This window comes from Acinetobacter sp. YH12045 (genome assembly GCF_013419925.1).
Taxonomy (GTDB): domain Bacteria; phylum Pseudomonadota; class Gammaproteobacteria; order Pseudomonadales; family Moraxellaceae; genus Acinetobacter; species Acinetobacter amyesii.
In genome coordinates this window covers 325,287-338,366 of sequence record NZ_VOZE01000001.1, presented here as the reverse complement: position 1 = coordinate 338,366, position 13,080 = coordinate 325,287, and the positions used below count along the sequence as shown (strand labels likewise).

13 protein-coding genes are annotated in these 13,080 nt (G+C 38.0%); 11 read left to right on the top strand and 2 right to left on the bottom strand.

Going from position 1 to position 13,080, the window contains the following annotated elements:
* Nucleotides 1-27 precede the first annotated feature (27 nt).
* The 6 genes from FTU02_RS01765 (at nt 28) to purD (ending at nt 6,593) form a co-directional block, all read left to right on the top strand.
* Nucleotides 28-915, top strand: coding sequence for a bile acid:sodium symporter family protein (locus tag FTU02_RS01765; protein WP_180155476.1), 888 nt, complete (start codon nt 28-30; stop codon nt 913-915).
* A gap of 126 nt (nt 916-1,041) precedes the next feature.
* Entirely contained in the window at nt 1,042-1,944 is a 903-nt protein-coding gene (gene prmA / locus FTU02_RS01760) for a 50S ribosomal protein L11 methyltransferase (RefSeq protein WP_180155474.1), read from the top strand.
* Between the two features lie 18 nt (nt 1,945-1,962).
* Entirely contained in the window at nt 1,963-2,847 is an 885-nt protein-coding gene (locus tag FTU02_RS01755; protein WP_180155472.1) for a DUF3426 domain-containing protein, read from the top strand.
* A gap of 392 nt (nt 2,848-3,239) precedes the next feature.
* Nucleotides 3,240-3,509, top strand: a complete 270-nt coding sequence (gene fis, locus FTU02_RS01750) for a DNA-binding transcriptional regulator Fis (protein ID WP_001086304.1) — start codon at nt 3,240-3,242, stop codon at nt 3,507-3,509.
* 95 nt (nt 3,510-3,604) lie between these two features.
* Nucleotides 3,605-5,179, top strand: coding sequence for a bifunctional phosphoribosylaminoimidazolecarboxamide formyltransferase/IMP cyclohydrolase (purH, locus tag FTU02_RS01745; RefSeq protein WP_180155470.1), 1,575 nt, complete (start codon nt 3,605-3,607; stop codon nt 5,177-5,179).
* 130 nt (nt 5,180-5,309) lie between these two features.
* On the top strand, nt 5,310-6,593 hold the full coding sequence (purD, locus tag FTU02_RS01740) for a phosphoribosylamine--glycine ligase (protein WP_120365368.1): 1,284 nt from the start codon (nt 5,310-5,312) through the stop codon (nt 6,591-6,593).
* A 232-nt stretch (nt 6,594-6,825) separates the two neighbouring features.
* Here the strand turns inward: purD and FTU02_RS01735 are convergent, their stop codons facing one another.
* Nucleotides 6,826-7,713 (bottom strand): hypothetical protein, encoded by an 888-nt coding sequence (locus FTU02_RS01735; protein WP_180155468.1) that lies wholly within the window; start codon nt 7,711-7,713, stop codon nt 6,826-6,828.
* A gap of 88 nt (nt 7,714-7,801) precedes the next feature.
* On the opposite strand from FTU02_RS01735, the gene FTU02_RS01730 reads away from it, so the two are divergent.
* A complete protein-coding gene (locus FTU02_RS01730; RefSeq protein WP_180155889.1) occupies nt 7,802-8,356 on the top strand; it encodes a GNAT family N-acetyltransferase in 555 nt (184 codons plus the stop codon).
* 246 nt (nt 8,357-8,602) lie between these two features.
* Here FTU02_RS01730 and FTU02_RS01725 read toward each other — a convergent pair whose 3' ends face one another.
* The gene (locus tag FTU02_RS01725) at nt 8,603-8,923 is read right to left on the bottom strand and encodes a pyrimidine/purine nucleoside phosphorylase (RefSeq protein WP_180155466.1); all 321 of its coding nucleotides are present in this window, start codon (nt 8,921-8,923) and stop codon (nt 8,603-8,605) included.
* Between the two features lie 656 nt (nt 8,924-9,579).
* Here FTU02_RS01725 and FTU02_RS01720 point away from each other — a divergent pair.
* The 4 genes from FTU02_RS01720 (at nt 9,580) to FTU02_RS01705 (ending at nt 13,017) form a co-directional block, all read left to right on the top strand.
* Nucleotides 9,580-10,452 (top strand): MetQ/NlpA family ABC transporter substrate-binding protein, encoded by an 873-nt coding sequence (locus tag FTU02_RS01720; RefSeq protein WP_180007758.1) that lies wholly within the window; start codon nt 9,580-9,582, stop codon nt 10,450-10,452.
* A 74-nt stretch (nt 10,453-10,526) separates the two neighbouring features.
* Nucleotides 10,527-11,552 carry a methionine ABC transporter ATP-binding protein gene (locus FTU02_RS01715; protein ID WP_180155464.1) on the top strand — a complete coding sequence of 342 codons (1,026 nt, stop codon included), beginning with the start codon at nt 10,527-10,529 and terminating at the stop codon, nt 11,550-11,552.
* Nucleotides 11,549-12,244, top strand: coding sequence for a methionine ABC transporter permease (locus FTU02_RS01710; protein ID WP_078188742.1), 696 nt, complete (start codon nt 11,549-11,551; stop codon nt 12,242-12,244). Before FTU02_RS01715 ends, FTU02_RS01710 begins: the two co-directional genes overlap by 4 nt.
* A 284-nt stretch (nt 12,245-12,528) precedes the next feature.
* Nucleotides 12,529-13,017 (top strand): hypothetical protein, encoded by a 489-nt coding sequence (locus FTU02_RS01705; RefSeq protein WP_257232736.1) that lies wholly within the window; start codon nt 12,529-12,531, stop codon nt 13,015-13,017.
* Nucleotides 13,018-13,080 lie beyond the last annotated feature (63 nt).

The window sequence follows — 13,080 nt, the reverse complement described above, 5'->3', positions numbered from 1 at the left end:
TAAATATGCTCAAGGAGAATAAATAAGATGGATTCTGGAATTATTACGGTTCTTTTGCCATTAGCACTGGCCTTTATTATGATCGGGCTTGGGCTAGAACTTACCCCCAAAGATTTCGCACGTGTCACCAAACATCCTAAAGCCGTGTTAATCGCTTTATTCTGCCAACTCGTGTTACTTGTCGGCGTTGCCTTTTTATTATGTAAACTGCTGGCCTTGCCACCACTGCTTGCAGTCGGACTGATGCTACTCGCAGCCTCACCCGGTGGTAGTACAGCCAACTTATTTAGTTATCTATTTAAAGGTGACTTGGCTTTAAATATAACCCTGACCGCCATCAATTCAGTCATTGCAGCATTAACCCTTCCATTGATCGTGAATTTTTCGATCATGCACTTCATGCAAGAAGGCCAACAAATCAGTCTGCAATTTGGAAAAATCCTCCAAGTTTTCAGCATCATTATCATCCCTGTCTGTATAGGTATGTTACTTCGTCACTATGCACCTAAACTAACTGAGAAACTGCATAAACCACTCCGTATCTTTGCTGTGTTCTTTCTTATCTTAATTATTATTGGCGCCATTTATTCTGAACGACATAATATTGCGGCTTATCTAACCCAAGTTGGCTTAGCTACGGTTCTATTCTGTATTTTCAGCTTATGTATCGGTTATTTTGTTCCAAGACTTTTCGGCATCAATAGTGCTCAGGCACGTGCATGTGCATTTGAAATCGGCATTCATAACAGTACGTTAGCCATGACCATCGCCTTAACAGTGATGGCCAGTTCTGCAGTTGCAATGCCTGCGGCAGTATATTCAATCTTTATGTACATCTTTGCCGCTGTATTTGGCTTCCTAATTACACGTTTTGCACCGCTCTCGACAACTACAACAGAAACAATTAAAAGTTAAGTCATTGAAAAATTAAAAGGATGCTACGTGCATCCTTTTATTTTTTGTCAATTTTGATAATCGCTAGCTGCAAGTTGCCGAGTTCCGTTACAATAGCTTTTTATAAAACTCATTTAGGTTATGTCCGTGAAGTGGTTACAAATTCATATTACTGTTGAAAAAGCTCAAGTTGATTACACTGAAACACTGCTCAGTTCTTTAGGTGCAGTCAGTGTCACGCTAGATGATGCAGAAAATCAGGATTTACTTGAACCACTTCCAGGTGAAACACCACTTTGGAATAAAGTGATCGTTACTGGTATCTATGCACAAGAAGATGATGAAGAAATTGATGTTGCAGCATTAGAAACATTTATTAAAGCTCAACTTCCTGATGCGCCAATGCGTAGCGAATTCATTGAAGACCAAGAATGGGAACGCACATGGATGGATGCTTACGAGCCTATTAAAATTGGTGAAAAATACTGGATCGTACCAGAATGGATGGAAGCGCCAGAAGCAGACGCCGTAAACATCAAACTAGACCCAGGTCTTGCTTTTGGTACTGGTAACCATGCATCTACATTCCTATGCCTACAATGGTTAGGTAAAGTTGATCTTAAGGATAAAATCGTCATCGACTACGGTTGTGGTTCTGGTATTTTAGGTGTTGCCGCTTTACTTTTGGGTGCAAAAAAAGTTTATGCCACTGATATTGACCCACAAGCCGTTTTAGCAACACAACAAAATGCCGAATTAAATGGTGTACTGGAAAATTTGTATGTAGGCCTACCTGAAGAGTTCAACCAAGAACTCGCTGGACAAAAAGCCGATGTGTTTGTTGCTAATATTCTTGCAGGCCCTCTAATGGCCTTGGCTGCAGAATTCTCAACTTTAATTAAATCTGAGGGCGAGTTCGCACTTGCAGGTGTAATTGAAGAGCAAGTTTCTGATGTTTCTAGTGTTTATTCTGAATTTTTTGATATATTAGACGTAGAAAAACGTGACGAAACATGGTGCCGAATTTCGGGTAAACGCCAACAGTATTAAAATTTAAAATGTGTACTTATGAGCGACAAATTAACTAACTGCCCAACTTGTTTTACAACATATAAAGTAACTGTTCCGCAGCTTACTGTCGCTCAGGGCATGGTTTGTTGCCCAAAGTGCTCTACATCTTTTAATGCACTGTCTCATTTGGTGGTAGATAAAGCGTTGTCTTTTTCTACCCATGAGCCAGAAAATGCGCCGCAAAAAAATACCAATACCATTATTAATGTCAGCGAATTCAATAATACGCTTATACCAGTGACTGTTGAAGAAACACCAAGCCACCATTTATTAAAACTATTTGATCAAAAAGTCGAAAACTCTAATATCGATCTAAAAACTTATTTAAATAACTTAAATTATTTCAGCACCGAACCAATCGGCAACCTGCCTGCTGTAAATTGGGCAGAACAGGCTGAAAAAGATAAAAAACGTACACCACTGAATTATTTTATGTGGTTCTGTATTAATGCTTTCTTATTTGGTGCACTTATATTCCAGTTTTTCTGGTTCAATCCTCAATATTTAAAAAATAGTCCAGTGATGGGTGCTGCATTTACTGCGGTCTGTGATGTATTCAATTGTTCACGTCTAGAGGAACATTACAGTTTAATTAGTACCAAAAAAGTCAAAATTCGTAGCATTGGAAATAATGAAACACGTTTTACAGGTGAAATGATCAATTTTCATGACCGTAGCCTTGCCTTACCCAATATGAAAATTTCACTAAAAGAAAATGGTACTGAAATAGCAAACTATACGCTTTTACCTGAAGAGTATTTGGACAAAAGTCTGCATGGCATCCAACGGATCCCAAAAAGTAGTCCTTTTAAATTCCAATTTAGTCTACCAATTGCACGCAAAAGCTTCGATAATTATTCAATTGAGTTGATTCGCCCCTAATATTGGAAAAAACTATTAAAAAAGTAAAAAAAACATAAAAAAAATGCAGTTTTCTTGCTCACTTTTTCCTAGACAATGGTATGATACGCGCCACGAAAGCTTTGTGCTGCAAACTCCTCGCTAATTTTTCACAACAAATACAATCCCAACCGTGCGCTTTAATATTTATTGCGTATTGAGTAGATTTTTTGTTTGTTTTTTAGGCTGTAACAATTATTAATCTATTGTTACGCTTATTTTTCGAACAATTTTGCGAGTTGTGTCAAGCTACAAGTAATGTACAAGTTTTAGAACTCCGCATTAGGAACTAAAACGGAGTTCATTCAAGTTTATAGACCACTTTTAACAAATCACTTTACCCAAGTGATATTTGATTTTTCGGATTAATTCGCATGAATAGCAAATCTCCTATTTTTACTGCACAATCTGATGTCGCTCTTCGTATTCACGTAGATCGCGCAGTTCGCCATTACTTTGCACAATTGCAAGGCGAGCAACCATCTCAGGTATACGATATGGTGCTGGCGGAAATGGAGAAGCCTCTTCTATCTGTAGTTCTTGAATATACACGTGGTAATCAAACCCGCGCTGCTGAGATTCTCGGCTTAAACCGTGGTACTTTACGTAAAAAGTTGAAAGCTCACGGTTTAATGAGTGAATAAATGATAAAATGCTTGCGGCTTCCGCAGGCATTTTTTTTAACCTGCATTTTGCTAATTTTGTTTTAATCTGTTCCTTGAAAACTGTGACGAAGATCATGACTATTAAACGCGCTTTAATCTCTGTGTCTGACAAGACTGGAATTGTTGAATTTGCACAAGAACTTGCTGCTCTAGGGGTAGAAATTTTATCTACTGGCGGAACATACAAATTGTTGAAAGACAATAATGTTGCCGTAGTTGAAGTTTCAGAGCACACAGGTTTCCCAGAGATGATGGACGGCCGTGTAAAAACGCTACATCCGAAAATTCATGGTGGTATCTTAGCTCGTCGCGGTCTAGACGAAGCTGTGATGGCTGAACACAACATCGATGCAATCGATTTAGTTGTTGTTAACCTTTATCCTTTCGCTGCGACTGTGGCTAAACCGAACTGCTCACTTGCTGATGCTATTGAAAATATCGACATCGGTGGTCCGACTATGGTTCGTGCTGCTGCGAAAAACCATGCATCTGTAGGTATCGTAGTAAATGCATCTGACTATGCAACTGTCGTTGCTGAGCTTAAAGCTGAAGGCGCATTATCACATGCAACTCGTTTTGACCTTGCGGTTAAAGCATTTGAACATACTGCACAGTATGACGGCATGATTGCATCTTACTTAGGCGCTCGCGTAGGTAAGGAAGAAGGTCAAGCAGATAAATTTGCGCGTACTTTCAATACTCAATTGAACAAAGTTCAAGACTTACGTTACGGTGAAAACCCGCATCAATCTGCTGCTTTCTATGTAGAAGACACAGCAACTGAAGCATCTGTTTCTACTGCGAAACAACTTCAAGGTAAAGAATTATCTTATAACAACATCGCAGACACTGACGCAGCACTTGAATGTGTAAAATCATTTGCTAAGCCTGCATGTGTCATCGTAAAACACGCAAACCCATGTGGCGTAGCTGTATCTTTAGACGGCATCCAAGCGGCTTATGACCTTGCTTATGCAACTGACCCTGAATCTGCATTCGGCGGCATCATTGCATTTAACCGCGAATTAGATGTTGCAACTGCTCAAGCAATTGTTGACCGTCAATTCGTTGAAGTGATCATTGCTCCTAGCGTTGCTGAAGGCGTGCTTGAAGTGACTGGCGCGAAGAAAAACGTACGTGTACTTGTATGCGGCGAGCTTCCTGCGATCACTGAGCGTAAAGCACAGCTTGACTACAAACGTGTAAATGGCGGTCTATTGGTTCAAGACCAAGACTTAGGCATGATCACTAAAGATGACCTTAAAGTTGTGACTAAACGCGCTCCAACTGAAGCAGAAATTGATGACTTAATCTTTGCTTGGAAAGTTGCGAAATACGTTAAATCAAATGCAATTGTATACGCTAAAGGCCGTCAAACCATTGGTGTTGGCGCAGGTCAAATGAGCCGCGTTAACTCTGCACGTATTGCAGCAATTAAAGCTGAACACGCTGGTTTAGTTGTTGAAGGCGCTGTAATGGCATCTGATGCATTCTTCCCATTCCGTGATGGTATTGATAACGCTGCGAAAGCGGGCATTAAATGCATTATCCAACCGGGTGGTTCTATGCGTGATGACGAAACAATTGCTGCAGCTGATGAAGCGGGTATTGCAATGGTCTTCACTGGCATGCGTCACTTCCGCCACTAAGCACAGTGCTTAGAATGTAATGACAAAGTCATACATGTGGTTTAAAACAGATTTCTAATCTTGCATAAAGTCCTCTCCTATTTTTAGGCTGAGGACTTTATGTCATTTTCGATTCATGGAGTATGAACCGATGAATATTTTAGTTTTGGGTAATGGCGGTCGTGAACATGCATTGGCATGGAAAATCGCACAAGATGACAAAGTTGCAAAAGTATTTGTAGCACCAGGCAATGCGGGTTCTGCAACTGAAAATAAATGCGAAAATGTTGCCTTAAATATTTTAGACAATGCTGCGATTATCGACTTTGCAAAAAATAATGCAGTTGATTTGATCGTGGTTGGCCCCGAAGCACCACTAGTCAATGGTGTGGTGGATGCTTGCCGTGAAGCGGGTGTAAAAATTTGGGGCCCAACTCAATTTGCTGCACAGCTTGAAGGCTCTAAAGCATTTGCGAAGCACTTCTTAAAACGCCATAACATTCCAACTGCTTTCTATGATGTATTTACAGAAGTAGATGCAGCAAAAGCATTTGTTGAAAAAAATGGTGCACCAATCGTTATCAAGGCAGATGGTCTTGCTGCGGGTAAAGGCGTGATCGTTGCCATGACCAATCAAGAAGCATTTGATGCGATTGATGACATGCTTGCAGGCAACAAATTTGGTGATGCCGGCTCACGTGTGGTGATCGAAGAATTCCTGGCAGGTGAAGAAGCATCTTTCATTTGTATGATTGATGGCGACAACATTTTGCCAATGGCAACTTCACAAGATCACAAACGTATCTTTGAAGGCGACCAAGGTCCAAACACAGGCGGTATGGGTGCTTACTCTCCTGCGCCTGTAGTGACTGCAGATGTATTTGAAAAAACTATGAATGAAGTGATGCGTCCTACCGTTGAAGGCATGAAAAAAGACGGTCACGTTTATACAGGTTTCTTATACGCAGGTTTGATGATTGATGAACAAGGTCAACCTAAAGTGATCGAGTTCAACTGTCGTTTTGGCGACCCTGAAACTCAACCAATTATGATGCGTTTAAAATCGTCTTTAGTTGATTTGGTTGAAGCTGGTATCGCGGGTAACTTACCTGCGGAAGCTGAATGGGATGAGCGTAAGACTGTAGGTATCGTACTTGCATCTAAGGGCTACCCTGAAACGTCTAGCAATGGCGATGTGATTTCTGGCTTAGACACAGAAATGGCTGATGCGAAAGTTTTCCATGCAGGCACTAAAGCACTTGAAAATGGTGATATTGTGACTGCTGGTGGTCGTGTTCTTTGTGTGACTGCGCTAGGCAACACAATTGGTGAAGCGCAAGCAAAAGCATTAGAGCTGTGCCAAAAAGTGACTTTTGATGGTGTTCAATACCGTAAAGATATTGGTTACCGTGCAATTGCACGTGAAAATGCTTAATCATTCATTTGATTAAATAAAAACCCTGATTCGTTCGGGGTTTTTTTAGAACTATATGTATTTGGTAATCCTAAATAAAAAAATTAAATATTATAAACTACTTTATTCGTTACTTATCTAACACTAAGTATTGCTTATACTTTTTTGAGATAAACATAAACATTTATTCAAAAATATCTGCCTTACTTAATCAATAGAACTATTTCTACATATGGTTTTAAAGGTCTCTCCATTATTTTTGGCATATTTTTTCCTTATATACAAAACTATCGGTATCTATAAGCTGCCAGTCATCAATCTCACTTAAATCCTTAAAGTAATTATATTTTTCCAGCACTATTGGATTAGGGCTAGGTTTATATTCAAAATCATTCATATTAAGCGTTTTATTCCAAATAGCCATGCGATGATTCTTACAATCAAATATCACACTATAAGTCGTTGATGTAGATGTTTTGTCTAAGTATTCTTCTACTTTATAAACCTTTACCTCCAATCTAAAAGGCACAAAATTAGAAATCTTATCTAAATCATTAATATTTAAGTAATGATATCTTGGTGAGTTTTCAATTCGTATAGGTATCCAACCCAATTTTTCTTGAGTTTTATTTACAAAGTCATCGAGTTTTTTAGTTTTTTTTAATTTAGAGCAATAAGTTGATATGGAGGTATCTTTTGGAATTTGCTGCCAAATTTCATCAGATAGATCAAAACTATAGTCAGGTATCAAATAACGATTCGAATGAATAATTGGCTCCGAATTAGGAATCATTAGTACATCCTCATAACTTACAGTTGCCGAACGAGAATTAAAACATTCAACTAACGAATAGATTATTTCATCCCTATCCTCAGTACTTATTCCTCCTATCGTTCTATAGGATGTTTTTGTTCTAATAATTAATGGTTCTTTATAGGTCCATCTACTTATAGTACTGATATCCATATATTCTGTGATCATTAGATCGGAATAGGCTGACTCGTTTTTTACTTCAACCCAGTTAGGCTCATTAGCCAATAAAAATTGAAAATCTGGTTCGAGATTTTCTGTATTTGAGCAAGAAATCAAACCTACAGAAATTAAAACTATAAACATTTTAAAAAGGTTAAATGAGCTCATTTTTGATTATTTTTAAATAAAATTTATTTTTCTCTTTATATACTATAAAGTCAAGGACTTAAGCTTATTAATGATAATTCAGTTGCTGATGATTCCTATCCAAACCCCTCGCCTTATCCTCCGCCAATGGCAAGACTCCGACACTGCCCCATTTATCCAAATGTGTGCAGATGACGACGTCATGCGCTATTTCCCTAACAAACTTGATGCTGATGAAGCCGTCGCATTTATGCAGCGTCTACGTAATTCAATAGATACACGAGGTTGGGGGTTATACGCTGTAGAGCTAAAAGCCACAGGTGAATTTATTGGCTTTATCGGTTTACACATACACCCGCCCGAATTTGAAATAGCCGATGCCCCTGAAATTGGTTGGCGCTTACTGCCGCAATATTGGCATCAAGGTTATGCCACCGAAGGTGCAAAAGCTGTACTCAAACATGCATTTAGAAACCTAAGATTAGACAAGGTCATATCATTCACAGCGAGTTTAAACACGCCTTCGGAACGTGTGATGCAGCGCATTGGCATGCAAAAAGTCCGCGAGTTCAATCATCCGCTTGTACCAGCTGAACACCCACTAAACCGTCACGTGCTTTATGAAATACAGCGTAGTGATTATTTGCACATTCCATTTTGCTAATTGAATATTTATTCACAGCAAAACCAAAGCACATTAACTCTGCCAAACAGTGGTTATAGGTGATGTTAAATACTTTAATTTTAGTTACCGCAGGAATTCGTATACGAAAACTAAATTATCCATTAAATCATACAAAAAACCCCGCTAAATGCGGGGTTTAAACTCTAAACAGATCAATTACTATGGCTTTGGAAGTAAAAATCATAAGTCACAATGCTAAAGCAACTCCAACCTGTTTAAGCATGCTTAATCAAAATGGCATACATAATCAACAACATCGGTACATTGCACTTTGAAAATAGAATCTTGTGGAACAATAAAGCTTTCGCCAGAAGTATATTGTACAAACTCGCCCTGCTCTCCAATCTGCACAACACACTGCCCGGATGTGATTTCAACACATTCTTTCACATGCGCCTCAAACGTCATAGGTTGGTCTGATGGCAAAAATACACCGATGGTTTTTTGACTACCATCTTCCATTTTTAAAACATGGCTCACCGATCTACCGCCATAATGAACTGTAGGCTTTTTTACAACTGAGACGAAATCAAACTGATTTGACATAGCGTGCCTCACATAGCAATTTATTATGATCAATTATTAAGCAGCTTATATTAAACAATATAGCGGATTCAATCTTCCTCAGATTTAGATCTAAGATTTTGAAAAACCATGAATCAGAGTTAAACTTCAAATATATCAATGAAGATTTCAACTCAGCTTAGATTGAAACTCTCCGTTATTTTTACATATGAATGTTACAAATTTTGTGTATGACAGGACTTATTTCATTTTTATCATTTTTTCAGCAATACATTTTAAAATTTGTTATATAGACCTAAACTTATACAAATGACGTACTTAAATAGTTTAATTATAAATAATATATTGTTTTTACTTATTAAATTATTTAATTAAACATATTCCATATACATTTTTGCTGCTAAGCATAACTTTTTAAATCACTATATTGAATAATAAAAAATTGATATGATGCCTAGCGAAATATAGAGATTTGCTTTATTAAATCTTTTGTTTACAGCAGCTTGCAATGGCTATCTTTTCCCATTTGGAAATAGACTCAGATCTAATTGTATAAGTCTGTGTAGCATTTTAAATTATTAAGCATCTATCAGCCTGTCTGATAAAAGACTTAAGTAAATCTCTCCATAATATGATTTGTGAATTTATTAATTTTATAAATTTACTCGGGTGAATATATGAAAAAGCTCCTAGGATTAGTTCTCGGTTTATCTGTGGGCCTTTCAGGCTGTGGTAAACAAGAAGCTCCTGCAACTGACGCCGCACAACAAAAAGACACTGCAGAAGTGCAAACTGTTACCATGGCTTCGACTGGTTCAGATGCTGATATTTGGCGCTATATTGCTACGCTTCCTGAAACCAAAGAAGCTGGCATTAAACTTGAAGTGAAAAACTTTACTGACTATGTGTCTATGAACACTGCTGTAGCGAACAAAGAAATTGATGTTAATGCATTCCAGTCATATGCCTATATGGTTGCGTTTAACGACAACAATAAAGATAAAATTGCACCGCTTTCGACTACTTATTTAGAACCAATGGGTATCTATTCAAGCAAAGTCAAAAAACTTGAAGAGTTTAAAACAGGTGCAACCATTGCGATTCCAAATGATGGCGCAAACGAATCACGTGCATTGTTACTACTTCAATCTGCTGGCTTAATCAAACTTAAAGCTGATTTTGACGATGTAAAAGGTACACCTGCTGACGTAACTGAAAATGCGAAGAAAATCGTAATCAAACCAATTCAAATGGCGACTGCGGTTCGTGTTAAAGACGAAGTTGATGCGATTGTTTTGGGTAATACCCTTGCGATGGAAGGTGGTTTAAACGTACTGAAAGATGCGGTTTACTATGAGCCAATCGACCAAAGTACAAAAATGAACGTGAACATTCTTGCTGTTGCTGCTGACCGTCAAAATGACCCAGTTCTACAAAAAGTAGGCGCGCTTTATCACACTCCAGCGGTAAAAGCTTACATCGATGAACATTTTGGTGGTACTAAAATTGATGTAAATAAACCAACTAGCTACCTCACTGAAGCAAAATAGTAATATAATTTCTTCAAATAAACAGGCAAAGTTTACTTTGCCTGTTTTTTCATTTCTGAACCTTTTTTGACGCTATGATCCAATTTAAAAATATCTCCAAGCATTTTGAGCTTAAAGGCCAAACCGTTACAGCACTGGATCAGATTAATCTGGACATTCCAGATGGCTGTATTTTCGGTCTAATTGGCTACAGTGGTGCAGGCAAAAGTACCTTAATCCGTTTAATTAATTTGCTAGAACGTCCGAGTGAAGGGCAAATTATTATTCATGATAAAGACTTTACTGCTTTAAATTCGGCAGAGCTTCGTCAAGAAAGAACCAATATTGGCATGATCTTCCAGCACTTCAATTTACTACAAACCAAAACAGTTGCAGAAAATATTGAAATGCCACTTAAACTTTTAGGTGTAGCTAAAGCTGAACGCCAAAAACGTTTAGAAGAGTTGCTCGAATTTATTGACTTAAAACATAAGAAAAATGCTTATCCAGATGAGCTCTCTGGTGGTCAAAAACAACGTGTCGGGATTGCCCGTGCGCTTGCCAATCATCCTAAAATTTTACTGTGTGATGAAGCAACATCTGCTCTCGATCCGCAAACCACCAAATCGGTATTGGCGTTATTAAAGAAAATCAATCAAGAACAAGGCATTACTATTGTGATGGTCACCCATGAAATGGATGTGATTGAATCCGTTTGTGATTATGTCGCGGTAATGGAACAAGGGAAAGTCATCGAACATGGCTCAACCTTAGAGATTTTTAGTCAGCCAAAACACAATACAACCAAAAACTTTATTCAAACTGTATTGCAGCAACAGCTGCCTGTTAATATTTTAAATAATCTAGAAAATCAAAATCATAACAGTATTTATTGTTTAAAATTCCTCGGCAGTTCGGCACAAGAAACTGTCATTCAGGCGGTAATTAAACAGTTTGATATTAGCCTGAATATTTTGTTTGCCAATATGACTGAAATTAATGGTGCGGTGATTGGACAAATGTTCGTTCAGCTATTAGGTGATGCAACATTGATTCAACAAGCAGTGGCGTTCTTAGAACAACATGGCGTTGAAGTCACTCAAGCAGGAGTTCAGCAATGAGAGATTTAATTGTTCAATGGCTGACTCAAATTACAGCACCCTTTTGGAAAAGTTCTTTGTCTATGGATCAGTTCGTCACTGCCCTACAAGAAACTTTTCACATGGTGTTCTTTGCCATGCTCTTTGGCTGTATTTGGGGTTTTATCCAGGCCGTGATTTTATATGTCTCACGTCCACAAGGCATTTTGCCTAACCGTGTCATCTACCATGGTTTGAACCCGATTGTGAATGCACTGCGTTCATTGCCATTTATTATCCTCCTGATTGCGGTCATCCCTTTGACCAAAGTCATTGTGGGTACTTCAATTGGTACTTGGGCTGCAATTGTTCCTCTCACAATCTATGTTGGTCCTTACATTGGTCGTCTGATTGAAACTTCGTTGCTTGAAGTGAATGACGGCATCATTGAGTCTGCTCAAGCGATGGGTGCATCTCCGCTGCAAATCATTACTAAATTTGTCCTACCAGAGTCTCGTAGCTCTTTAATTTTAAACTTAACGACTGCAACCATTAGCTTAATTGGTGCAACAGCCATGGCGGGTGCAGTAGGTGCAGGCGGTATCGGTGATCTTGCCATTTCTTATGGTTATCAACGTTTTGATAGTAGCGTGGTCATCATGACCGTCATTGTATTGTTGATTTTGGTACAAATTGTTCAAAGTCTGGGGGACTGGTTATCGAAACTGCGCTAAGCCTGCATAATTCATATATTTAAGCTCTCCTCGGAGGGCTTTTTAGTTTCTTAGATTCTAAAATTTAGTTTTTAATGCCGCAATTAAACCAAAATTTTTTTTAGTTTTAAAGTATTTTGACGGCAAATTAGCAACACCATAAAATTTAAAATATAACCTTCAATATTACGTTTACAAAAACTTGAATGAGTACAAAATATCAAAAGAACAGGATTTTATATTCCCCATGCAAACTACACTGACAGCAAAAATTTTCCGCTTAAATTTTTTTCACAACAGCAATATTGATCACTTCAGCAGCATCTGCATCCATTGCTGATTATGACTATCTCACTAGTATTAAGGTAAATGATGTTGGCTTAGCCTTACCCTTGCCTGCATCAAAAGCAAATGCATTAATCAGCAAAAATCCAGTAAAGCTTAAATATGAATATTCAGAATGTGCCGGCAATACTGAGTTTCATGTCACATCAAAAGGTAAATTTCTAAAATTTGAAATTTATGCTGAGGACAATCCTCAAGTTAAAAATGATTCATTCTATAAAAATAAAAGCAGCTTCGCCCAACTTGGACAAACCAAAGGGGATGTTTGGATGGAATGGGATAAATCCACTCAAATACGCGATAAAATTCAAATTGGGTCAAAACATCTGATAAGCCAAAATGACTATCAACAATTTGTAAAAGACTTTACCAAAAGTGCAAAATTGGCCAATCCAAATGAAGTTGCATATATGATTTTACTCTCACCACTCATGCAAAATCCGTATTGAAAGAGCCGCATAACTATGATTTACCCTATATTGGCAATCTAGCCTTCAACTTTAAAAATAGCA